This is a genomic window from Legionella sp. PATHC032 (assembly GCF_026191185.1).
Taxonomy (GTDB): Bacteria; Pseudomonadota; Gammaproteobacteria; order Legionellales; family Legionellaceae; genus Legionella.
The window spans coordinates 2,860,659-2,884,994 of the sequence record NZ_JAPHOV010000001.1 but is presented as its reverse complement, the minus strand read 5'-3'; the positions used below and the strand labels follow the sequence as shown (position 1 = coordinate 2,884,994).

Sequence of the window (24,336 nt, the reverse complement as noted above, 5' to 3'; positions counted from 1 at the left end):
ATGAATAGGCGTATTAGAGTTAATTCTGATATTAATAATTTATTTGACTGGAAAATTGAAATAGGTGTTTGGATAAGGTTCATGTCTCAGAGTGAAATGCCACCATTCATAGTAATAAGACCTGAAACCAAAGCGTCTCATGAGTTTTTGTAGTAATTCTCGATTGGCTTTCTGATTTTTACTCAACTTGGAATAATCAATATTTGCTGACACATCCAGACAATCAAAACGAGTTCCTGTATCGATCGAATCATCATCCAGATAGTTTGGTGTTTTATCGTAGCAACGTGTTAAATGATGATCAGATTTTTTTTCTCGAGAGGTCGTTCGTTTCACAAGCGTTAAATCAAGGGTACTTCCTCGTGTGTGGCCAGAGGTTAGAGCAATATAACCTCGGTTAAACAAATCTTGTTTCATTTCACGAGGATAAAATTCAGGTTTCATGCGCTTGTCTTTGGCATTGCGGCTCCACTTATAAAAATAATCAACAGCTTTTTGTGGTCTGTAGCAATCATATACTTTAAGCGTATACCCTTTGGTTTTGATGTATTCTTCCGCTTTTTTTAATTGTTGCGCAGTTTGTTTGGTGACTATACATACCCCGCGTTTGTAACCTGGGATAGGATTTCCTATGAAATTGTTATTGGTAGCGTATCTCATGTCTTCAATGATATCAGGCGCTATATCGTGTAAATAAACAAAGCCTTTGGGAAGAGAAAAACTGGCCGTGCTTATGAGAAAAAGAAGAATAAGAGAGCTGATTTTTTTCATTATTAGAATGTTAAAATTATAACCCTTAGAAGTTTACTGGTGTGACGGTGCTTTCGCTTCGCTTATCATCCACCACCTCTGGTGTTAAGTCAACTTTTGGGGTCATAACTTTTGGTTTTTCAAGCTTGTGTTCAGGAGTAGATTTTCTTTCCAATACGGATTCTCGCGTCACTCCTAATTTTTGATGGAGTTTGGCATTCACTGTTAAATTATCCTGTTGTTCGGTTTTGTGCTCTTGTGAATTTTCTGATGCTGTCTTCATACCCTCACGGACAATCGACTTAATCTTTCCTTCTTCTATCTTGTTATTAATGGCATCAATGGCAGTACCAAATAGATAAGTGGCCGCAAAGGTAACGCCAGCAACAATGGCAGCACCTGTGGCCACACCAATTCCCAATGCCGCCACAGCCAAGCCTGCCGGGGGGAATAACAAAGTAAGAGCGACTAATCCGCCGGCCGCTAGCAATCCAAGCCCGAGACCCGCTTTAATTTTTGTACCCAGATTTTTTGTAAAAGCGTTTTCAGGTCCCATTTCTTTTACTTTGGCAAAATTAGCGATCTTGCCGAAAAGGCCATTATCAGCGAAATTGGCTTTATCCTGAATTTCAAACTTTCCTCCGGAAACACCCGTATTGGCAGTATGATGAAGGGCCTGGATAGTAGTAAGCTCCCGATCAAGTTGTTCTACTTTACTGACCTTTTTATCATGTGTCCTTCGATGATCCAGAAATTCACCAGTGTATAACCCATCCTCACTCATTGCTGTCCATAAGGCATTACCAACTATTTTTTGCGCCAATCTTTGGCCACGGTCATTATTGCTCTTACACCCTTTCGTATTCGCATAATCCAGTTCGCCGGCTAGAGAAGCCATTAACGTTTGCAGCTTGAAATTATTTTTGCCATGATGCCAAGTGTTCTCATAATAGAGCTCTTGAGCCTGAATAAGGTAAGCGCATGAATTGTAAAAGTGCTGCAGTCTGGATTTGGTCTCAGGACCTGTTTCTTTATTCTGGATTACTGGGCTTATTTGTTCTTTAAGTTCTTGTAAAGCCTTATTGATTTGTCCTTTGTGTTCTGTGTAATAAGTCTTTCTTAAGGCATCGATTTGATTATGCAGCTCATAAATGGCCGATTCTTGTGTTTTAATGCTTTTTTCGTAACCTTCAACCTGATTTTTCAATTGTTCCAGTTTGACTTGATCCCATTTTCCTTGGCCTTTCTGATATTCTTCAAAGTAGCTGAATAATGCTTCTCGATAGGCTCCTTTCACCTCTTTTAAGGCATTTTCTTTCTCTGTAATTTGTTGATTCAGACTGCTGACATCCGGGCCTTTTAATAACGCTTGTAATGCACCTGCTTTGTCGTAATCAGTCAGGCTTTGAGCCACTTTGTCTAAATTGGTGGTGACGTCATCAGTCATTTGATTTACAAAACGAGCATTTTGATTTTTTGTGACGCTATTGTCTGAGAGAGGATTAAGCGCTCCAACCTGTCTAAACCAATTCACCCCCCAGGAACTCATGCGTGCTTGATAACCAACCTCTGTTTCCACTTCGGTATTGGCACTGGTTTGAATGGTGATTTTTGCTTTGGATCCATCAAAAGCATCCATCATTTGCCGTACGTATTCGAATTGCTCTTTTTGATTTTCAGCCGCTACCCTTTGCCCAGCCGTTACCACTTGTGTATAGCATTCCGTGACAGATAACGGATTATGCTCTACATACAGCTTTATCAGTTGTGCCCTTGCTTTCTCCTCATTAGGAGGAAGCACATCAGGGCGATACTCTTCGGGGATTTTATTCCAAAGGTCTTCATTGGTCATACGATCAATTTGACGCTGTGCCAGGGTTTGGATGACTTCTTCCTGGTTGATTAAAGTGACCGCTTTGATAGCCAGCTTTTTATAGTCATCAGCTCCCTTAAAATCAGAATAGGGCATGCGTGCGCCAGGACCAGAAAAGCTGTCATGGTGAATAGTAACGGTGCCATCAGAATGCCTTGTCCCTGCAATCATACGCGCCATACTGCTGTTGCCCAGGACCAGATCAGAGCGTTTATGGCTTGTAGTGTCATGATCCCTATTGACTTCAGATTCATCCTTGCCCATTAGTCTTTGTTGGCGTTTAGTGTACCTTCCACAAGGTATGTACATAATAAATTGTTCTTCGCCTTCTTTGGAATTAGGCGCTTTAAAGCGATGAATTAAGGTATCGCGATTATGACTGCGAATATTATGCCCTTCCTTATCCAGTGCTTTTAATTTGTGTCCTGAGGCTTTTGCCACGGCTTGTGTGAATTGCTGTAAACTGTATTCGACTTTGGCCAACTGTTCCAGAAAGTCTTTATTGGCAGAACTTTTTTTACTTGAAAACAAATCCGCTTTTGCTTTGTCGGAAGGAATGGTTTCTGAAATGGATTTTTTGAAAGTTTTTGCAATCTCATCAATGGCATTCTTTCTCAAATTTTTCTCACCATTCTTATCTTTGTCTATCAGAGATTTGGCAGCGGCTACAAGATTATCTATATAATTATTCGCCTCTTGAATCACATCAGGTTGTCCAGTAACAACGTTACCCTTTTCATCGTATTGACTGTTTACTACCACGACTTGCTTCCCATCCAGCATCGGGTCTTTGAATACCTGTCTTTCGCCGGGATAACCATAAGCAAGATGCTGATTTTGAGAGGCAACTGGTTCCAGATCACTTAATAAATGGGTGACATATGTTTTTATATTTTTAGTGATTCGTGGCATGGTTTATTCCATATCATAACGTTTATTTTATTATAGCTGGCAAACATTAACGTAAGATTAATAGGTTTTTTCTGACACAAATTTAGCCCGAATTGAATGATTGTGTGGTGGCTTCACTTAAAAACTGGACTGAAAAATAGAATTTAGTACTATTCTCAAAAAATAGTGAAGCTTGATAATTTCCTAGTAAAACTCAATAGTGGTGGTAGTCACATCCAAAGGTTCCGGATCATCGACATCTAAAATCACGGGCTCAACCACTGGAGCGGCAACTGTAACTTGCTGGTATTCAACTACTTCTGCTGTGGTACAACAGCAACCTGCAGTTGTTAAAGTAATTACGATCAGCATTATCCATTTCATAGTGAAACCTCTCGCCATAACTTAACCAAATTGTAGATTATTTGGTCAAATAATGCCAATGTTTTATGGGCGTCTTTAAGTCTTTTTTCTAGAATAAGTTCAAATCCACTTGATATGGACAGAACTTACCAAAAACTCCGAGGTCAAGGCAAAAAATGTTGTTAATGAGGGAGTTTAGATAAACTAAATGACCGAATTAAAAACATTTTTTAACAAAGAGCTTGGTTTTTTTCGTAACTCCAGATGGATTTATTCTTTGGATTTCTTTCCATCGATGTAATAAAGGAATGCCAAAATTTGGGCTACAGCAAGATAAAGTGCTTTGGGTATTTCTTCATTGAGGCGAACTTGAGATAAGAGCGCTGTTAATTCGGCATTTTGTTCGAGAGGAATGCCATATTCTTTGGCTGTATTGATAATTTGTTGAGCCACTAAACCTTCTCCTTTAGCGGTTACTTTGGGAGGAGATTTGCCATCATAACGCAATGCAATAGCTATGGGTTTCTTTCTTTTCATATTTTTATATCCAATAAACGAAGGTTTGTCGCATCGATATGATTCTCTTCCAACCCAACTTGTAGCTTCCATTCTCTTAAGTGAAGACCCGATTCAAAGAGTGTTTCTTCCAAATCCTTATGGTAATCATTGAGTAGTCGCAGTGTTGAAGCTTGCTGACTATTAACCTTGACATCAATATTTTTAGCGTAAATTGAAACCGTAGCTTGTATGCTTCCTAGATGGGATAAATTCAAAGCGAATGATACTGACCATTTAGACAGGTGCATAGGTTCTGCCTTGTGTTGTTTGATCATAATAGGGATTACATCAATCCCATCAGGGGTTTTTAAAGGAAAATCAAGCATGATTAGATAGGTTTCTTGATTCTCCTGCGATAAATAATTAATTTGATTAGTCGTGATTCGTGCTAATGCCTGTGTGACTTGCTCACGTAAAATATGTTTTACTGCGTCTGTTGACAATCCAATAAGATTCAATAAGGTATTTTTAGCCAGTGGTTGAGGGATGGCTCCTGGTAAAGGAAGGGGCGCTTGTTGAGGAAAACCAGATTCTAACTCGTTTGGCAGATGGATTGGTAGTTTAATGTCTGTGCCTAAACTGTGTAATAATTTAAAACACAACCCCTTAAAATCCGATTGTATTTCTTGCGGGGTTTTGTTTTTTAATAATTTGGATTCTAAAAACACACCACTTTGACTAATCGCTTGCATAAGTTGATTAGGTAATTGAGTCAAAACAGGGATATTGCCTAAAATGGTTTTCATAACCTGATTGATGGGCGCCGATAAATTATTTTCTGCCATCAATTGAGTCAGTGTCTGTAAAAGATTGGTAGCCGGCGCTTGTTTTGGTAAATAGTGAAGTATCGCATTTTGCAATAGAGATGGAGCCGGTGTTTTTTGTTGAACTTCAAGTATGGTTTCAGGGTGATTCGCTATGACTTTTACTTCAAATAGCTCTCCCGGTGTAAAATGATGAGATGCCTTTGCGTTAAGATTCTGCCCATTAATATTGATAAGAACTTGATCATTAGACAGTGTTGTGACAATAACCGTTTTCAAAATTTGTCCAACATAAAGTTCAGTCGCCGGTTTTGTTAGTTTGATTTCTTGTCCAGGAGGGAATCTGGCATTGGGGGTTTTGCTCATCTCGACCGACATACACCATCCTTATCATCAGTTAGACTGCTTTTTCTTATCGTCGTCCTCCGCTGGACTGTTTCGTAAGTTGCCTAATAAGTATATACTCATCGTCTTAATTATCGGCAGAATTATGAGTTTCTTTATAGTTCGTTGGGAAAGGATACCAGGCATGGATATAAGAGTAATCATTACACAAAATGTAATTGAAATAGCCTTATTCATCTGGTCATTGCGCAATTTAAACAGGGTGTGGTGATGTTAGATAGAGCAAGTGTAGTGGATGAACAATTTCTGAAAAGAGTGTTGCACGGGGATTTCCCTAAATTAAGAAGCAACATGAGTCCAGATACAGCAGAATTAGACAAGAAAACCGCTATAGAATTTTTTGACTCACAAATTAAATCTCGGCTTCTTGATATTATTGCGAGACAATTAAAGGAAAAAGGACTGTCTTTTTATACGATAGGAAGTAGCGGCCATGAAGGCAATGCGGTACTTGGCCAGGTTTTTAGAGCGAGTGATATGGCGTTTTTGCACTATCGCAGCGGTGCTTTTTTCTTGCAACGAGCAAAGCAACTGCCTGGAATCGATGGAGTAAAGGATATCTTATTGTCATTAGTGGCTGCGGCAAGTGATCCTATCTCAGGAGGCAGGCATAAAGTATTTGGCAGTGTCCCTTTAAATATCCCACCTCAAACTTCGACTATCGCGTCTCATTTACCAAAAGCTTTAGGTGCTGCTTTATCAATTACCAGAGCGAGAGAGTTAGGATTGCCAAGTAAATTGGCGCCGGACTCTGTGATACTTTGTTCTTTTGGTGATGCCTCAACCAACCATGCAACCAGTCAAGCCACATTGAATACTTGCTCCTGGATAACCCAACAAAATTATCCACTACCCATTGTGTTTATTTGCGAAGATAATGGGATTGGCATTTCAGTACCCACTCCATCCAGTTGGATTAAATCATCCGTTTCCTCACGTCCAGGAATACATTACATTGAATGTGATGGATTAAACATTGCCGATGTTTTTGCCAAAGCACAGGAAGCAGAATATCTGGCAAGAACAAAAAAACAACCCGTGTTCTTACACATGCGTTGTGTCCGTTTGTTGGGCCATGCTGGTTCCGATATTGAATCGCAATACAATACTCAGGAAGAAATTGAGCAACGAGAAGCAAACGACCCCTTATTGCATACTGCAGGTATTTTGTACAGAGAGGGTTGGATGAGTTTACAGGCAATGGTCGAGCTTTATCAGGACAACCGAGCTTTAATTGAAGCCAAGGCGCTCGAGGCAATAAGAGAACCGAGAATGAGTTGTGCTGAAGAAATAATGGCTTCCATTGTTCCACGCATTGAGAAAAAGCAAAAACACCCATTGCCGGATAATGATAGACGAGAGCAAGTATTTGCTGGAGCTTATAATCAACTTGCCTTAAAACGTAATTTATGCCAGCAGATCAATTTCGCTTTGACTGATCTGATGATGCAGTATCCTAATATGTTGATTTTTGGAGAGGACGTAGGAAAGAAAGGTGGAGTTTATCGAGTTACAGCTGATTTACAGGCTCGTTTTGGGCAACGCAGGGTTTTTGATACTCTTCTCGATGAAACGACCATTATAGGCACCGCTATTGGTTTGGCACATAATGGTTTTATTCCTGTTCCGGAAATTCAGTTTTTAGCTTATCTGCATAATGCTGAAGATCAATTACGTGGAGAAGCATCCACTTTATCTTTTTTTTCAAGTGGTCAATATCAAAACCCTATGGTACTTCGAATCGCCTCTCTTGCTTATCAGAAGGGATTTGGTGGCCATTTTCATAATGATAATTCGATAGCTGTTTTACGCGATTTACCTGGGGTTATAGTGGCTTGCCCCTCTAATGGACCGGACGCAGCAAAAATGTTGAGAACTTGTATGCGCCTTGCCTATGAAGAAGGACGGGTTGTCGTGTTTTTAGAGCCAATCGCCCTCTACATGACCAAGGATTTGTATAGCCCGGGGGATAATGGGTGGTTGTTTGAATACCCGTCACCTGATGAAATGATTCCTCAAGGAGAGGTTGGCGTATACGGGGAGGGTGATACCGTTATTTTAACGTATGCCAATGGCTATTATTTATCTCGGCAGGCGGAAAAGGTTTTGCGAGAAGTACATAATATTTTTGTCAAGATCATTGATTTGCGCTGGCTTAGCCCCTTGCCAAAAGACGCCATTTTAAAAGAAATTGCCAAAGCAAAACGTATTTTAATTGTTGATGAGGGTAGACAAAGCGGCTCAATTAGTGAAGGATTGATGACATTATTGATGGAAGAGGCTTCGCCACGTTTAAAAATCAAGCGGATTACGGGCAAAGATTGCTTCATTCCATTAGGAACGGCCTGGCAGTATCTATTGCCAAGTCAGGAAAGTATTATAGACGCGGTAATCGCATTACAGTCAGATAAAAGGGAGAAGGAAAGTGGACGACTTGTTGTTTCTTGATGAACAATTACATGATGACGAGCGCATGATACGAGATAGTGTATCTCGTTTTGTTAGCAATGACGTAATACCTTTGATGGCTGAATCTTATGAGCATGCTCATTTTCCAAAAGAGTTGATAAAAAAATCTGCTGATCTGGGTTTGTTGGGGTTAACTTTACCTGCCGAATACGGTGGTGCGGAAGCTTCTTATGTTGCTTATGGTTTAGTCTGCCAGGAATTGGAGCGAGGTGATAGCGGTTTGCGCAGCTTTGTTTCTGTGCAAAGTTCTTTGTGTATGTATCCTATTTTTAAATTTGGCAGTGAAGAGCAAAAAAAACGCTACCTGCCAGAGATGGCCGCAGGGAATATTATCGGTTGTTTTGGATTAACTGAGCCAGACTCAGGATCTGACCCAGCCAGTATGCGCACTCATGCTAAAAAAGTTGAGGGTGGCTGGGTTTTGAATGGTGCTAAAATGTGGATCACCAATGCCCCTATCGCAGACATAGCAATAGTGTGGGCAAAAACAGAAGCAGGAATTCGTGGTTTTATTGTCGATACAAAATCTGAAGGTATGAGTTGCCCTGAAATTAAGTTAAAAATGTCTTTGCGAGCGTCCATTACCGGGGAGCTGGTTTTTGATAATGTTTTTGTTCCAGACGAGAATTTATTGCCGAAAAGTGAAAAAGGGCTTGGGGCCGCGCTAAGCTGTTTGAGTCAGGCGCGTTATGGTATCGCCTGGGGCGCAATGGGTGCTGCCATGGCTTGCTTTGATATCGCGCGGGATTATTTGCTGGAACGCAAGCAATTTGCCAAACCTTTGGCTTCGTTTCAGTTGATTCAAAAGGATTTGGCTGATATGTATACAGAAATTATTAAAGCACAATGCCTTAATTTACAGATTGGGCGCTTAAAAGATCAGCACCGTGAGACACCCACTATGATTTCTCTGGCTAAGGGGAATGCTTGCCGTGAAGCATTGAAAATTGCGAGAAAATGTAGGAATCTAATGGGCGGGAATGGAATTAGTCTTGAGTATCATGTCATTCGGCATATGCTTAATCTGGAGTCGGTCTTCACTTATGAAGGTACCGATAATGTGCATACTTTGGTGTTGGGAAGACATATAACGGGAATTAATGCTTTTGGTTAAGGATTTTTCTGCTTTTATCGAGTTAGTTCTGAATACCACAAGATAACTATTCTTAATCTGTAATGATTACGGTTACAGTTCCTTTTTCTTATGGAAAGAGGAACTGCTTAAGCCTTTTTGATTTCAGAGTTGAGCGATTGCTCGCCAGATTATGGTGCTGAATTGGAAAGGTATGTCCCTGCCATTGATTATTTTATGGATATTCGATGTAAAACGGTTTTATACAAACAATTACAGGAGTTTAATATGATTAACATGAAGTTAAAAGCAACTTTGATAGTCTGTTTGTCCGTTCTAACTTTAAGCAGTTATGCGAATTCATTAGAAAATAAAGAGGCCATTTTACAACAGTGCCATGATTTAGCCTCAACAGTAGCTTCTTTAGTTTCCAGCCAGGCAAAAAAAACCTGTGCGGAAAAACTGGTGATTGCTTCAATACACATTGATACAGCGGCGGACTGGATTGTGGAGGATGTTCATTCTGCTGCAAAGCAAGAACTGGATAATGCCATTTATTCTTTGCAATACGCTGAATTGAATAGTTGTAATCGCTATATACAGATATCTCATTCCAAATTGGAAGCACAAAGAATAAAAAGCCTATTGTAGAAAATAATTATATTTTTTCAAAAGCAGTCTCTTTGCTTTAGGAGCAATGAGACTTTACGCCCCAATTTAGTCTGCCTTAAAATTCTATATCACCGGATTGATTTTTGTACCTTGTAAACCGCTCCTTGCCAAAGTCCCGCTCTTATCTTTCTATCCCTGCTACACTTAAATATAGAGAAGATTATATTTAAGGGCAGCCATATGATTGAGTTAGAACCAGAACCAGACACTGTCCTGGACCCCAAAGACATCTTAACCGAGGAAATGAAGTTGGAAGGATCAGACAACGATATGGATCATAATCAATTCACTCATGGTGATGAAGTGGATCTGGTCGGTGATGGTGTACCTGGATATGAAACAACAGGACAAGACGGTACAGATGATGAAATTGAAGAGCAAAGAGAAGCTCGCTATATTCCTACCTTGAACCCTAATCCCAAAAATGTGCCTTGATCTGCGTAAAGATGTTCGTGACGTAGTTTATTGTAAATTTTTTGCAAAATTCACCAAGGCGCAAAGAAAAACATTCATTTTAAATTATTATCTGTCTGTTAGTAATTCCAAGGTTTAAAATAATGGTTTTGGCAAAGAAAAGAGAAGAAACGAAAAAAGATGAACGTGCTCGTGCAGTTGAAAATAATCCCTGTAGTATTTGTCGTTCATTAGGATTACCTTTTTGTCGTGGTCATGGCGGCGGTTCAGGGGGTGGTGGATCAGACAGCGCTTCTGACGACAAAGTGGATGATAATGAACATCAGTTGCTCACACCAAAGGAGCCTGCCAATGTTCCAAGCATAGATCAACTACTATTGCATAGTGGCCTATGGTATTTACCAGAGGATGCTGATTTTGTTTTTGAATTTAAAGACCCTCTTGCTTTAGTCAATATGACTCTGAACATGGAGCTTGGTTTCCTGGTGTTGCAAGGCAAGCGCGAGCTAAGCAATGAAGAACAGAAGGCTCTGGATGAGTTGTTTGATACGATTAAACAGGAATTTAATCTTTTTAAAAATTCAATAAAAGACCCACAATTTCCACTGGAAACAATGACTCTCGCCAGAGAGGGTAATAGTTTGACGATAAAGATACCCAGCCCTAAATATTATGATTTGTTTGTGCAACAATTGATGGATAAAAATTTGTTACCCGGCAACGCACCAGTTTTGCAACATCAAAACCAATCAGTAAAACATCCGGAAAAATTGGGAGTGGTAATGGAAAAAGATTCGTCAAGGGAAGAATATAAATCATCCCTGCCAAATCCATTCGATATTAGCCGAGGCCCTAAATTACCTGATTGGGTATAATTCTTCTCAGGTAAGGATGGGCGGTAAAACTCCTCCTTCCATGCTATTCTTAATTAACGAGAGTTATGGATAAGGATTATATAAGAAGCAGTCGATATCCAGGAGCCGTTCAGGCTGAGGGATGCATAAGCAGCGTCTCGAAGCCTTGGCAGGAAACATTAAATTCCATACAAGGCTTCGAGACAGCATTAATGCTTCCTCAGCCCGAACGATTGGAGATAACGCCCTATCTTATCCATAACTCACGTTAATCAAAGAGATCAAAATTCCCCTGAAATTTTTCCAACGCCAGGAGTGACATAGTATGACGACGCTCCAAATTGCCTTATCCAGAGTCTATTCTCCACCGGAACATAAAGAAGGATTGTGGATACTTGTAGACCGATTATGGCCTCGGGGAATAAAAAAAGACAGTATTCCTTTGGATATGTGGCTGAAAGACATAGCCCCAAGCCCGTCTCTGAGAAAATGGTTTCATCAAGACCGTGAGCATTGGCCTGAGTTTGCAAAGCGGTACGCTCAGGAGTTAAAAGAAAAACCCGAATTGATCGAACACGTTTTGGCGTTAGCAAACACCTCACCAATCACCTTATTTTATGCAGCAAAGGATCTTCAACATAATCATGCGCTGGTACTTCAAAAAGTTCTAAAGTCGTGGCCAAAAACACCAGAAATCAAGTAGAGCCTATCGCAGGAAAATAAAACTCAGACAAGCCAGGAACTTATACTTCACTCATGATAGTAAACCATAACCCTTGTTATTTTAGCCTTATTTAGATATCATGCCTAACCAATCGGGGCGTAGCGCAGCCTGGTAGCGCACTAGCATGGGGTGCTAGTGGTCGAAGGTTCAAATCCTTCCGTCCCGACCAGTAAAATCAGGCTCTTCCCCAAATCCGGGGGCAGGAACGAGTCGCTATCTTCTTATAGCGAAGCTCATAACCGTAATGATACCAGCGCTCTACCGTTGATTTACCCAGCTTTAAGTCGCGCGCCAAATCTTTTTGACTGACTCCTTTGCTATGATAGTGAAACACCTGTTTACGCAAACTCTCGCTGGCTCTTTGATATTTACCTATCCCAGGAAAACGTTGATTAAAATAGCGACCACAAGCAGAACAATAATACTTATGAGCCTTAATACACAAGTAACTGCGACGCAATCCAATCGACTCATGGCGTATTCGCCTTATGAAACTGTCTTTTTTACGTAACTTCTTATTTCCACAATGAACACAGCGAACAACACAACGATAAGTGACTTCGATAAAAACCGGGTTCTCCCCACTCACCTTTTTAATAGAATATCCCGGTAAATTTAGGATACAATCTTTCTTGGGCATTTTAATCTTCCTTTTGACCGTCAAATCAAAGAGTTAGTCTATACTAACTTGATTAAAATGCCCCCTTTGTTGGGGTAGAGCCAGACTGATTCACGATAATTTTTTTGGTTGATACACAGTAACTAACAATTTAACAAATAAACCCATTAGATTTTATTGGGTTTATTTGTTAAAATATAAATATGAAAATACATACTAAGCTTGCTAATATTGAATCTCTTCTGGAAAAGCCTGTTTTTACAAGTAAAGAGGCTAACGAACTTGGCGTGTCTCCTAGTTTGCTTTGTTACTACATGCAAAAAGATCTTATTCATCGAGTCAATAAAGGCCTTTATCAAGCTGTTTCAGTGAAGAAGGAATTTGATTTTAAGTGGGAAGATTTGATATTTACAGTGAAATCAATTTCCCAAGGTGTTATTTGCCTCGTTAGCGCGCTAGCAATCTATGAGCTTACAGATGAAATGCCTCGTAAGCATTGGATAGCAGTACCTCATAGTACAACGAAACCAATGAGACCAAATACCATTATAAAAAGAATGAGGGATGTAAGCACTGGTCTAACAACTTGGGATATTGATGGCGAATCAGTACCCATTTTTGACATGGAGCGTAATATCATCGATGCCTTTCGATTTCTTTCAAAAGAAATTGCTCTTAAGGCACTGCAGAATGGATTGAGAGAAAAACATGTTGATTCCCGAAAATTGCAAAATTATGCAAAGAAGCTGCGCGTTAACATTACTCCTTATTTGTTGGCAATGACGATATGAATGAATGAGCAATCACTTAAAGCAAAACTGAAACAATTAGCATCAATAAAGGAAAAGACATTTCAGGAGCTTTGGAAAACACTGGCATTAGAACGTTTTCTCGCACGATTAGCCAAGTCCAATTTGGATGATAAATTGGTCTTTAAAGGAGGATTTCTTTTAGCGCAGTTAGTCGAAATTGGTCGAGAAACGACTGATTTGGATTTTCTTGCAAGAAATATTCAAGCGGCACAAGAAAGTATCGTTCCGTTGGTTGAGACTATCTGTACTATTGAACTTGCAGATGGTTTCATTTTTGAAATTATGAAAGTGAGCGATTTAGAACACGCTCATATGCATTACCTAGGATTTAGGCTCTCCCTAAGAGTAAAATTTTATTCAATGACAGATGCAATTCAATTGGATATTAGGGTAGGTGATTTAGTGAAGCTGGTTGAGCGTTCGTTACTTTTAACAGAAGTAAAAAATTAGGCTTTATTTGAATCAGAAATTACTTTATTAACCTATCCAATTGAGTTTATTTTTGCTGAAAAGTTAGAAACTCTTGTATCAAGAGGTGCTACTAACAGTCGAATGAAATATTATCATGATTTATTAATCATTCTCAGAAATTATGAATTGAATGATTTCCAAAATTTGCAAGAAGTGATTACAGAAACGTTCAAACATCGTGGAACCGAATTAATTCTACCTATTTTATTTGATAAGTCTGAAATTGAAGTGCTTCAGTCTTTTTGGAAAAGACATATAAATACACTAGATGAAGCCGCTGAAAAATTACAATTACCTGATCATATTCAATTAGTCATTAGAGAAATTAATGATAACTTAAATGAATCTTAAATGAAATAGTTTCGAGATGAACTATTTCCAAAATGGAAACAGTTGGCTTGCTGAATTTAATTTGTAATCAGACAAATTCTAATCACTTATTTATGAGTGGAGAGGTTTTGTTTGATTTTAATTTTTAATTTTGAGCATTGACAGAAGTTCCTATTTATTAGAGGTTATTAGTGATCAAAAATAAAGATCAATTTTTTATTTAATAATCAATAGGATATATAAGTAAATAATAACTTCTTAATAGGTTTTGGCAAATTCTCCTTCCTACGGATTGTCCGCAGGATCCAGAGAGCTAGGTACAGGTGGAGATTCCTGGATTCTGCGGACAAGCCGCAGAACGCCTCCACAACTTATTGAGTCGTTACAGTAAATACAGGATAGTATCGAAAGAGAGTTGCTATTCCAGCAATCCAAAAATAATTTAATTTTAAAATAGGTATAATTTACACGTTCAGGGTCATATCTTGCCTTTTGCCTATCAAAGTAGTTTTGGGGAATTTTAGAGAAAGCAAAAAGCAAGATCTCACCCCTTAGCTCCGTATTGAAACCTTTTTTGAAAAATCGGCATGTGCTTAATCATATATCATACTTTAAGAATATAAAAATATTATATAACATACATACAAATGTTTTATTTTAAATCTATATGTTAATAAATTATAATTATTGGGCAAATTAAGTGTTTCTATTAAATTTCACCCTAACTTTTTAAAAAGGAAAATAAATGCGTTATTTCTATGAAAAAAATGCCCAGATTCATTTGACAAATTCTATTGATGAATTGATTTCTCATTCATTTCCCATTGATGTAAAATCACTGGAAAAAAGTGCTCATTATCAGGCTGTTGCTAATATTATTTTTTCTTCGCAATACAAGTTATCTCTTTTAACTACGAGAGAAGACATACTCTTAGGACAAGATTTTATAGATTTCATAGCGCATCATAAGTTAACTTCGTTAAACAAGTATAATGGGGTTGATCTTTTATATCTTTTAGCCTTAAGCCATGACACAGCTTTGCGTGCTGGAATTTGGAAGTTAGGCTCTATGTCACATCTAAAAGCCACTGCAATTATTAGTAGCCTATCAAAATTAGATGCTATCGATCGCATGCCTCTTATGAAAGAAGCTCTAGTAGCATGGAAAGAGTTATTTCTAAAAGCCAAATTTGAATTGCAACAAGAAGCAGGGACTTGCCCAGATAGCACCCGAAATATGTTGGGTCAGATGACTTTATACGTTTCTACAAATAATGACAAAAATAATGAACGCGATGGACAGTCTCAGAGCGATCAAACAAGATTAGAAGTTGAACGTGAGCAACTTCGTTTGCTGGAAAGAGCTTATTACAAAGAAAAGGATAGACATCATCAGCCTACAGAAATGCAACCGTATTACAGCGATGAAGAAGAGGAATATAATGTTACACAACAGCAGTATTACTACAATTAATAATTGTAATAAGGAAGGATTTAAAGTTTCCTCTAATGACTGCTTCACACGATATTTAATGCAATGAAATAGAAACATCCATAATTTCTCATCAATTATGAAGCAAGCGTAGGTCGGGCCTTGGCCCGACAATTTCTTGAATTGAAGTAATAATTGATTTATAAACGTAGCCAAGGAGCGTTCAGGGTGAGATCTTGCTTTTTGCTTTCTCTAAAATGGCCTCAAACTGCTTCAATAGGCAAAAGGCAAGATTTGTTCAGTACTGAATCTTGAGTAAGCCATATTTCTTAGCCATTTCAAACGACTTCAATTTCAACAGGAGCAATGCCTTTTATACCCAGTTTTTTAGCGGCAGCATAGGATAAATCAATAATCCTGTTCGATAAAAAAGGACCTCGATCATTAATCCGAACTACAATCGATCGTCCATTATTCAGGTTTTTTACCCGTACTCGTGTAGCAATGGGGAGTGTTGGATGAGCTGCTGTCATTGCATACATGTTGTAGCGCTCTCCTGTCGATGTTTTTTTATGTCGAGCGTGTGACCCATACCAGGAAGCAATTCCTTTTGCTTTGTAATTTTTGGCAGATTTCATTATATGATATGTTTTCCCCTTGATCACATAGTGATCCGGGCCATTAGATTGCTGGTGCGCACAAGCAACCAGTAGTATCGGGAGTAAACCGGTAATGAGCCGTTTAATGGTCAATAAAATCGAATAATAATTCATAAAGTTATCTTCTTCCGCTACAGATATTTTAAATATAAGTTTTAAATGTTACCGAGATGACCTTTATAAATAACTTAATTTTAAATATATGTAATTAATAGGTCATGAGAAACAAAGATATTTCTTGCAAAGAAAATCGTCAATGGGTAACACATTTTTACCATTTGCCTTCATCATGGATTTTATGGATTATATATTTTTGGATGAATATGTACCAACAAATTTTGCGGTATAACCTCTTATCGTATCACATCAAGGATATCTCTATACCTCAGGTAAGCCTTGTTATATTCATTTTAACCCCATGAAGCATGGCTATGTCCAAAAAGCATCTGATTGGAAATACTCCAGTATTCATAGATCTATTCAAAAAGGAATTATAAGCAGTGATTGGGCTTGCTTTGACACATTACACACAATGAATCAATTTGGAGAATAACATCAAGGGCCCGACCGACGAATGTTTTGCAAACGATGTTATTTCCCGAGATAAATTTGACTGTTGATTGACTATTATTGCTAACTTTAATAAAATTGACCTCCATTTTATCACCATGACCCACTAATGAGCATATTTTATATTTTTTCAAATCAACTCACTGATATCGACAATCCTCAAATTCAAAACATTAAAAAAGGTAGGATATTTGATTCTGAGCATAAGATGAATGAGTTTAGGTACGCTATTGCTTCTTATGATTCAGATAAAAAAGGTTGGGTGCTATTTAAAGTGGAGTATCCTGATAAATCCGCCCTGGAGCATGCATTAAACACAGGAAAAGAGGTGGATTTAAGTTGTTTAACTTTTAATAATATTGAATTCTCAATAGCATCATTGTTTACTACAACTCCGTTTAAAAGCCTCCAAACTGCAGAAAAAGATGGAGAAGCAAATAGAGAAGAGGCGAGCATTAAAAAAGCACTGTCTGAAATTGAGCGTTTAGAAACTCAAATTAATGAAACCCATGCGCAATTCATTAAAGATAATATAGAAAATAATGAGGTTTTTAATTTTTTTAAAGATAAGCCCTATATTTTTGAAGCAGCAATGCAAAACTATGATGTCGCTAAAGTATTCATGAGTTCCAGTCAAGTAATGTCTTTATTATCTCCTGAGCAAGCTATAGCTGTGCTTTTCAAACACAGGGCAAATATAGGCCAACAATTTTCTCTGTTCGATGCAGATAACCCACGCTTTATTTCTATGGACAACCCCACTATTATTGCAGCGTTAAAAGGTGATTCTGCTGAAGCTGCAAGATTTATAAACTCTAGACTTGGTGCTTTATTAAGCCCTTTAGAATTTGCTAAAATCTTACTAACTCACCGAGATAATATCAGCTTTTTCAGTCATACTTTAGCTCGTCACGAGTATGCTTTTAGTGAAGAAAGCTTAAAAGATCCTCAAGTTAAAGAGATCTATCAGCAATTATTAATTAAAGCCACTGATCCAGTGAACGCAAGAGTTTACAAAAAATATTTGATTAAACATCCTATTCATGTTGAGCTATTATTTAATTTCTTAATGGCTACTGAAAATGCAAATGCAGCAATAGCATTTATGAATTCTTATGAAAGCATGTCATTATTTTCTGTCAAGCAAGCGACAGACTTACTTTTAAATCATAGAGCACATCTAAAGCTACAAAACGTACCTCCATTTACCCCTCGTAATCCTCAACTTATTGCTTTAGATAATCCTATGCTTATTAACGCCCTAGAAAACGATCCTGGCATAGCTATTCAATTTATAAATTCGAGATTGATAAATTTATTTACACCTTTCACAGCGGCTAAAATTATGCTTGCACATAAAGATAATGATCGTTTCTATCATCAAACGCGGCCACGTCATGCTTCACTTTTTACTTCTCAAAACTTGAATGATCCCAGGATTAAAGAAATTTATGATCAATATTTTCATAATCGAAATCAGAGAAAAAATCGATTTTTTGCACAACAACCCCAAGTTAACGAGACTGAGGAATATTTCAGATTCGCGAATAGAGATGAAATAAAATTTAATCCCTATAAAGTATTAGGCGTTAACGAAGATGCAAGCTTGGGAGAGATAAAAAAAGCCTATAAAAAGTTAGCAATGGCTTGGCATCCTGATAGAATACAAGCAGGTGAAAATATAGAAGCACGAACGGAACGTTTTAAGAAACTTGGGGTAGCCTATAATATTTTAATTGATCCTGCCAAACGACAGGAATATGACAATAGGCCTCAAAACAGACTTGCAAGACATAATCCCATGCAATAAGGGCTTTATAATTGGGTTAGCCGTGTATTTCCGGAGCGAAATGAGCAACGATTCCTGCCGCACTTTATCGCTCATTCCGGAAACACTTGCTAACTTGATTAAAATACCCCTTATTTGGGGTAGAGTCGAAGCCAATTACTAAGCAAACTCAGATTTGCCTGAAAATTCTGATTGACGATACTTTGGATTAACTTTCACATGCCAGAGTGGCAGCATCAAAAATAATGGAATCAAGCAGCAAACAAATAATGTAATGAAGAAATTATCCCAGCCGTAATTTTTGATAATTGCGCCCAAAGGAGCACCAGCCAGAACAGCACCTAAACAATAAGCAAAAAATCCGGCAAAGCCAGTTGCAGTCGCCGCTGCTTTTTTGTGTGCTAATTCCGCACAGGCCATACCAATCATCATTTGTGGCCCAAAGATAAAAAAACCAAAGAAAAAAAGAAACAAAGCATCGAGGAACGGTGTATATGCCCTGGTTAACGTAAACAGCAACAAAGTAGCAAATACGCCTGCAGTAAAGAGAACATTGATTGGATTGCGTTTACCTTGAAATATTTTATCAGAAGACCAGCCGGCAACCAGATTTCCAAAAAAGCCACCAACTTCAAACCATATGACACAACTGCCTGCAGTGATTAAGGAATACTCTTTCACTTCCGTTAAATACAACATGCTCCAATCATTAATGGCCGTTCGAACAATGTAAATAAACAAATAAGAAATGGACAGTATCCAAATATATTGGTTGCATAACACATAATTCCAAAGAATTTCTTTGACTGAGAGTTCTGTTTTTTCTTTGTGGTGATTTGCGGAACCAGAAAAGTCTTCATGATATTGCTCTATCGCAGGTAAACCAAGGGATTGTGGAGTATCTCTTAAACGATTGATTAAAAAAACACCTCCTAAAATGCAGATGATCCCAGGCACAAACATGGCGGAACGCCAGCCGAAATATTGCGCACATACAGCAACAATCAATGGAATTAATGCACCACCAACGTTATGCGATGTATTCCAAAGACTCCACCAACGACCACGTTCGGATTGAGAATACCAATGTGTTAATAATTTAGTACATCCTGGCCAGCCCCACCCTTGAAACCAACCATTCAATCCCCAAAAAATAGCAAATAACCACCAGGTGGAAGACAATCCAAACAAAATATTAAAAACACCTGTCAAAATCAGCCCGATCGCCATTAAATAACGAGGATTAGATTTATCACCAAGAATTCCACTCAAAAATTTGCTGATGCCATAACTTAAACTCAAAATGCTGGCGATCATTCCCAGTTCAGTTTTAGTCATCCCCAAGGTGCTTTGTAATGCAGGCATCACGAAGGTAAAACTTTTTCGCGTAAAATAAAACAACGCATACCCTATATACATTGCATAAAAGGTGCGAATACGCCAATAACGATATTGCCGTTTAACAACGGTTTTATCCTGAATTTCATCAAGATAAGGAGCAGGTTTTAGAAAACTCAAAAATGCCATGATTGTCCATGATCATGAAAAAAACATGATTAGAATGTAACTCGCAAACTATGTCAAATCTTTCTAATGAAAATTTGACAGGATCATACCTATTGATGATTGAAATAAAAATTTAATGGAATTCTTGTGAATTTATAAATAAGCTACGCAGTTTGTATTAAAAAAGGATTTATTGTAATGAAAGAAATAGTTAGTTTATTAGAAGAAGATCAAATCGACTTTGCTAATCATAAACGTCCCGAAGTGTTAATGGTTTTAAGAAGAAAATTTCGTACTCAAAAAGATTGGATTATTACCTCTTTCAACCAATATCAATTTACTAAAGAAGAATCGCAAAAAGTTCAACAAGCCATTCTAAACGGGGATCTTCGAATAACAGATCTTCTTAATCGTCCTTTTTCTCACTATTTTTGGAGTTTTCTTACCTTTAAGTGGGGAGAGATACTTTCGGGTGGAAAAAGATTGTCTAAGCAGGAAGTCATACAGATTGCTAGCTGCTCTAGCAATGGCCAGGAATTTGCGAGAACACCAACTCAAAATAGAAACAGGCTGATAAAAGGAGTGCCATTGGTCATTGGCAAAGTCGTTACCTCCATGGCGCTGTGTATGGTATTTTGCCTGGGATTATTAAGTACTTTAGGCGCGCCTTTTGGCCTTAGCCTTGGCTTGGCGATAGTACTTTCCTTATGTAATGGAATAGTTTGCTTATTAAGCCGCGGGAAAGCCATGCTTGATAGTGCCGGCTTTCAGCCTCAAAAACAAAAAACGTTTAAGACCCTTGAAGAAAATATAAAAGAAAAAACGATATTCGATAGAGGCCAGAAATTATTTTTTGGTGTCGTGACCTTGTTGGCGTGCATTTCTGCAGGCATGTCTGGATATGCTGGCCTCGTAGGACTTCTCACGTTTTTGGGGGCAGGCATGCTAATCTCTAACCCTCTGGTTTTGATACTTACCATTGGGTTATCTGTGGTTGCAGCGGTCTCTTTTTATTCGTTTCAAGCTATCGGCATACGTGAAAATTATACAAAATTTAAAAATCTTTTTATTGAAGATTACCAAAAACCCTATGGTCTTTTGCGATGTGTTTTACTAGGAATGGTAAGTACGGTTTTTTTGGCTGTTTATGCGACGCTAACTTGGTTTACAACGGTCTCAGGGGTTAATAAACTTTTCAATGCTTTAGGCGGGACTCCTGATACTCTTTTAGCACACTTTATTGCCATGATATGTACTTCAACAACGATGGTTGTCAATACTTTTTCACAAGTATATAAAGTCTTTAACCCGAAAACGTATGTCGATCTAAAAGAAAAATTTGAGTCAATATACCAACCACCGGAAGAAAACCTAACAAGAGCGCAAAAGATAAAGCACGGAGCTATCAACATGCTCAAATTGTTTGCATTGATAGGTGATTCTCTTGCTTATTCTGTTGCCGGTGGAATCCGAAGCGGGATTCATATTGGTGAAACGCTGGGAGAAACAATAGGGGCAAAATTTGCATTAACCATTACCATGGCAATATTGTCTCCAGTCATTTTAGTCTTCGTATCGATAGCTTTTACCTGGCCTACCGTTTTTGATAGAAAAAAATCGACTCCATGTCCTTCAGAGATGGGCAAGCCATTGATAGAAAAAATGAGTCACAGCCATACTTCAGATGCACTTCAAAATAATACTCTATTACCAACATCAGAAAAATCACCCAAACCTGATGATTCAAATATCAGGCAAGCTGGGCTAAGATTTTTTGATGTGAGATTCAGCGAAGAGTGCACTCATAAGCCCAATTGCAGCTCTACTTTTTCACCATAAACGATTAGGCTTTTGAATCAACCAGGCCAAGCATTGCTATCTAATGCCATGTCCCCAAATTGCTGGTAACCAATATTGTGTAGCGAAAAAATAGGTGGCTACTGTTAATAAAACGCTAGCCAAGTTCATAACGGTTCCAGCAATGAATCTGGAAACTTGATCGACCTGTGTCGAGCGGCCTCGCAAATAGGCTTCAGCAACCAACAAATTGGGCAGATAGAAGAAGAATGCCATCACAAAATCAAAAGGGCCGTGAAATGTTTGGGTATGCCATAGTTTATTTGTCATGAGAAACCAGAAACCGTATTCCATCCTGTAGAGCCATGAGCCGATCGCAAGTGCAAACAAACGAATGGCCCAAGCCTGATGGTTATCGAATTTTAATTGTCTAGCATAACGGTAAGCCTGTAAGGCACACAAAATCATTAATGAACCATAAAGACCAAAGCCGATATTCATCACAAGGCCACCAATAGTTCCGGTTGAGGCGATGAACGTCAATCCACCTATTCCTGCAAGAACGGCAGCAATGACATAGATGCGTCCTAACCAGCGGTGTATCCCGGGGGCGTGATGGCGAATGATGCTGAGTAACTGTAAAAATCCCATTGCAAGAATAATACCGCCCGCAGTAAAGTGAATGGCAATGCCTAAAGTTGAAGCGGAGTGCGATTTGATATAAAGATTAGGTAATACATTGTTCCAACGAGAGGCAGAGCCGGATATTAGAGAGTTTGCGTAAAAAAAAAGTATGTAAATTCCGAATAAGCCACAACTAAGCCATGTAACGAAAGCAAGAATACGAGAAGAATAGTAAAAATAACCAGAAGATAGATCAATATACCTCGTTTCTTGAGGGGAAGTTATAGTAGTTGTAGTTATTGTCATGTGCTCAATCATTAATCATAGTAGGACCAGGGTTAGTCTACAATGTCTAGTACTCTATTTAAAGTTCATACGATTCGATAATAGTATAAATATGCTGCTATAAATAAAAAATAAAGAGATCTGTAAAATGAACTTGATGCTTGGAAAATGGATTGGATTAATAGCTGCTTTTTTATTTCTCAATACTGGGTTTGTACAGGCCTCTGCAACGCCAATTATATGTGATCAGGAGTATGCGCTTTGTACTTCCGCACGCTGTATTCCTACACCTGGAAATCCGGCCAACGCAATTTGTGATTGCGTAGTAGAAAAAGGTAAAAGTGCCGGTTATAAAACATGTAAAGAGAGAAAGCCTGTTAGAGACAGATACAAAGTGATATCACTTGTTTCAACTTTTTCATTTGAGCAATTTGCATTTAAAAGACCGATGAACTGCCCAGAAGGATTGTCCTGGACGAATTGCGTTGATATGCCTTGTACAGTCGATCCACAAAATTCAGAACGTGCTTTGTGTGTCTGTAAGATAGAGAGATCACAGGCTTTTTTTACTTTTGGAGGTGATTGTAATACCGATACCTGCGCTACCGGTTTTTGGTCTGGCGCAACCCAGGCTAATAGCATCATTCTTCGTAATGCATTAATGCAAGAAATGCGTTCGAAACCAAAGAAATTACCCAAGGCTTGTTCTACTAAATCATCACAAGCAAACTAGAGATATAGTGAATTAAAATTTATAATGCTCCAAAATTTCCTGATTACCTCTCTCAATGGGTCTCAAATTAAGTATGATATAATCTATTTCTTTTACAGCTAAATGCCCGCTTGGGAGCATTATGTTGCTTACTAATCGTATTGATCTTCGTTCTTATCATACTGAGAGTTGCAGTCACGCACATGATTATGCCCAATTAGTACTGCCCGTTTCAGGTTCTATAGAGCTGGAGGTAGGTCATTACTCTGCTGTTGTTAATGATGATATCGGAGTATACATTGCACCTAATGAACAACATTGTTTTGCCGGAAGTCAAAAAAATCTGTTTTTAGTGATTGATGTGACCACTCAAAACCATCTTCGTGATGAAGCTTTTGAGTCTAATATTTTCAATTTAACGACGAGTACTAAAAAGCTCATCCAGTTCACCCACTATTATTTAGCACACAATGAAAGAGATTTTTTTACAGACTCTTTAATCAACCAACTATTGTTTCATTTTGCGGCAAATTCTTTTTCACCTGAACCGGATCCGGTTGTTAGAAAAGCAAAACACTGGATTGATCTTTATTTTGCAGACTCTGTGGACGTGAGTAGAGTAGCGAATCATTGCTATTTAAGCATTAGTCAATTACAGCGCCGTTTTAAACAGACGTTAGGCTGTGGTATTGCCGAATATTGGCGAATGAAAAAATTACTCCATGCTAAAAGATTACTATCTCAGAAAAATTGTTCTATTGAAGCAATCGCATTTGAAGTAGGTTATGAAAACTTACCTGCATTCAGTCGCCGTTTTAGTAAAGTGTTCGGTGAGTCCCCATCTCAATGGAGAGCCAAAGCGTTAACAACAAAGAAAATGCGTGAAATAGATAAATAACTCTGGTTTTAAATTGATAAACT

Annotated in this window: 21 protein-coding genes, 1 tRNA gene and 2 pseudogenes; 15 read left to right on the top strand and 9 right to left on the bottom strand. The window is 38.3% G+C overall.

Annotation, left to right across the window (positions count from 1 at the left end; genetic code table 11):
* Positions 1-39 precede the first annotated feature (39 nt).
* From OQJ02_RS12860 to OQJ02_RS12840, 5 genes are all read right to left on the bottom strand, one after another.
* A complete protein-coding gene (locus OQJ02_RS12860; RefSeq protein WP_265719397.1) occupies positions 40-771 on the bottom strand; it encodes a M15 family metallopeptidase in 732 nt (243 codons plus the stop codon).
* Positions 772-796: 25 nt separating this feature from the next.
* A complete protein-coding gene (sidF, locus tag OQJ02_RS12855; protein WP_265719396.1) occupies positions 797-3,535 on the bottom strand; it encodes a Dot/Icm T4SS effector PI phosphatase SidF in 2,739 nt (912 codons plus the stop codon).
* 183 nt (positions 3,536-3,718) lie between these two features.
* The gene (locus OQJ02_RS12850) at positions 3,719-3,898 is read right to left on the bottom strand and encodes a hypothetical protein (RefSeq protein ID WP_027229131.1); all 180 of its coding nucleotides are present in this window, start codon (positions 3,896-3,898) and stop codon (positions 3,719-3,721) included.
* 249 nt (positions 3,899-4,147) lie between these two features.
* On the bottom strand, positions 4,148-4,414 hold the full coding sequence (locus OQJ02_RS12845) for an EscU/YscU/HrcU family type III secretion system export apparatus switch protein (protein ID WP_265719395.1): 267 nt from the start codon (positions 4,412-4,414) through the stop codon (positions 4,148-4,150).
* Positions 4,411-5,577, bottom strand: coding sequence for a flagellar hook-length control protein FliK (locus OQJ02_RS12840; protein WP_265719394.1), 1,167 nt, complete (start codon positions 5,575-5,577; stop codon positions 4,411-4,413). The genes OQJ02_RS12845 and OQJ02_RS12840 overlap by 4 nt, the downstream gene beginning before the upstream one ends.
* 237 nt (positions 5,578-5,814) lie before the next feature.
* Here OQJ02_RS12840 and OQJ02_RS12835 point away from each other — a divergent pair, with 237 nt between their 5' ends.
* The 8 genes from OQJ02_RS12835 to OQJ02_RS12800 all read left to right on the top strand — a co-directional run bounded on the left by OQJ02_RS12835 (position 5,815) and on the right by OQJ02_RS12800 (position 11,978).
* Positions 5,815-8,052 carry a dehydrogenase E1 component subunit alpha/beta gene (locus OQJ02_RS12835; protein WP_265719393.1) on the top strand — a complete coding sequence of 746 codons (2,238 nt, stop codon included), beginning with the start codon at positions 5,815-5,817 and terminating at the stop codon, positions 8,050-8,052.
* Between the two features lie 25 nt (positions 8,053-8,077).
* The gene (locus OQJ02_RS12830) at positions 8,078-9,187 is read left to right on the top strand and encodes an acyl-CoA dehydrogenase family protein (protein WP_230963942.1); all 1,110 of its coding nucleotides are present in this window, start codon (positions 8,078-8,080) and stop codon (positions 9,185-9,187) included.
* A 195-nt stretch (positions 9,188-9,382) separates the two neighbouring features.
* Positions 9,383-9,796: a hypothetical protein gene (locus tag OQJ02_RS12825; protein WP_322783413.1), complete on the top strand. Its 414-nt coding sequence runs from the start codon at positions 9,383-9,385 to the stop codon at positions 9,794-9,796.
* A 201-nt stretch (positions 9,797-9,997) separates the two neighbouring features.
* Positions 9,998-10,252, top strand: coding sequence for a hypothetical protein (locus tag OQJ02_RS12820; protein ID WP_265719391.1), 255 nt, complete (start codon positions 9,998-10,000; stop codon positions 10,250-10,252).
* A gap of 95 nt (positions 10,253-10,347) precedes the next feature.
* Positions 10,348-11,106, top strand: coding sequence for a hypothetical protein (locus tag OQJ02_RS12815; protein WP_265719839.1), 759 nt, complete (start codon positions 10,348-10,350; stop codon positions 11,104-11,106).
* 65 nt (positions 11,107-11,171) lie between these two features.
* The gene (locus OQJ02_RS12810) at positions 11,172-11,357 is read left to right on the top strand and encodes a hypothetical protein (RefSeq protein WP_265719390.1); all 186 of its coding nucleotides are present in this window, start codon (positions 11,172-11,174) and stop codon (positions 11,355-11,357) included.
* 53 nt (positions 11,358-11,410) lie between these two features.
* Entirely contained in the window at positions 11,411-11,788 is a 378-nt protein-coding gene (locus OQJ02_RS12805; RefSeq protein WP_265719389.1) for a DUF488 domain-containing protein, read from the top strand.
* A gap of 113 nt (positions 11,789-11,901) precedes the next feature.
* Positions 11,902-11,978 (top strand) — tRNA-Pro (locus OQJ02_RS12800).
* Positions 11,979-11,993: 15 nt separating this feature from the next.
* On the opposite strand, the pseudogene OQJ02_RS12795 reads toward OQJ02_RS12800, so the two are convergent.
* Positions 11,994-12,449, bottom strand: a pseudogene (locus OQJ02_RS12795) (helix-turn-helix domain-containing protein); the annotation flags it as partial.
* 182 nt (positions 12,450-12,631) lie between these two features.
* Between OQJ02_RS12795 and OQJ02_RS12790 the strand changes: the two are divergent.
* From OQJ02_RS12790 to OQJ02_RS12780, 3 genes and pseudogenes are all read left to right on the top strand, one after another.
* Positions 12,632-13,219, top strand: a complete 588-nt coding sequence (locus OQJ02_RS12790) for a type IV toxin-antitoxin system AbiEi family antitoxin domain-containing protein (protein ID WP_265719388.1) — start codon at positions 12,632-12,634, stop codon at positions 13,217-13,219.
* A pseudogene (locus OQJ02_RS12785) lies at positions 13,220-14,062 on the top strand (nucleotidyl transferase AbiEii/AbiGii toxin family protein).
* A 724-nt stretch (positions 14,063-14,786) separates the two neighbouring features.
* Positions 14,787-15,515: a hypothetical protein gene (locus tag OQJ02_RS12780; protein WP_265719387.1), complete on the top strand. Its 729-nt coding sequence runs from the start codon at positions 14,787-14,789 to the stop codon at positions 15,513-15,515.
* 296 nt (positions 15,516-15,811) lie between these two features.
* Here OQJ02_RS12780 and OQJ02_RS12775 read toward each other — a convergent pair whose 3' ends face one another.
* Entirely contained in the window at positions 15,812-16,246 is a 435-nt protein-coding gene (locus OQJ02_RS12775; protein WP_028378675.1) for a septal ring lytic transglycosylase RlpA family protein, read from the bottom strand.
* A gap of 664 nt (positions 16,247-16,910) precedes the next feature.
* On the opposite strand from OQJ02_RS12775, the gene OQJ02_RS12770 reads away from it, so the two are divergent.
* Positions 16,911-18,512: a J domain-containing protein gene (locus OQJ02_RS12770; protein WP_265719386.1), complete on the top strand. Its 1,602-nt coding sequence runs from the start codon at positions 16,911-16,913 to the stop codon at positions 18,510-18,512.
* A gap of 138 nt (positions 18,513-18,650) precedes the next feature.
* Here OQJ02_RS12770 and pgtP read toward each other — a convergent pair whose 3' ends face one another.
* Positions 18,651-20,018: an MFS transporter gene (gene pgtP / locus OQJ02_RS12765; protein WP_265719385.1), complete on the bottom strand. Its 1,368-nt coding sequence runs from the start codon at positions 20,016-20,018 to the stop codon at positions 18,651-18,653.
* 177 nt (positions 20,019-20,195) lie between these two features.
* Here pgtP and OQJ02_RS12760 point away from each other — a divergent pair, with 177 nt between their 5' ends.
* A complete protein-coding gene (locus OQJ02_RS12760) occupies positions 20,196-21,836 on the top strand; it encodes a lpg2552 family Dot/Icm T4SS effector (RefSeq protein WP_265719384.1) in 1,641 nt (546 codons plus the stop codon).
* Between the two features lie 36 nt (positions 21,837-21,872).
* On the opposite strand, the gene OQJ02_RS12755 is transcribed toward OQJ02_RS12760, so the two are convergent.
* On the bottom strand, positions 21,873-22,724 hold the full coding sequence (locus tag OQJ02_RS12755) for a DUF2306 domain-containing protein (RefSeq protein ID WP_265719383.1): 852 nt from the start codon (positions 22,722-22,724) through the stop codon (positions 21,873-21,875).
* Positions 22,725-22,851: 127 nt separating this feature from the next.
* Between OQJ02_RS12755 and OQJ02_RS12750 the strand changes: the two genes are divergently transcribed.
* Both OQJ02_RS12750 and OQJ02_RS12745 read left to right on the top strand, forming a co-directional pair.
* Positions 22,852-23,436 (top strand): hypothetical protein, encoded by a 585-nt coding sequence (locus OQJ02_RS12750; RefSeq protein ID WP_265719382.1) that lies wholly within the window; start codon positions 22,852-22,854, stop codon positions 23,434-23,436.
* A gap of 121 nt (positions 23,437-23,557) precedes the next feature.
* Positions 23,558-24,313, top strand: a complete 756-nt coding sequence (locus OQJ02_RS12745; protein ID WP_265719381.1) for a helix-turn-helix domain-containing protein — start codon at positions 23,558-23,560, stop codon at positions 24,311-24,313.
* Positions 24,314-24,336 lie beyond the last annotated feature (23 nt).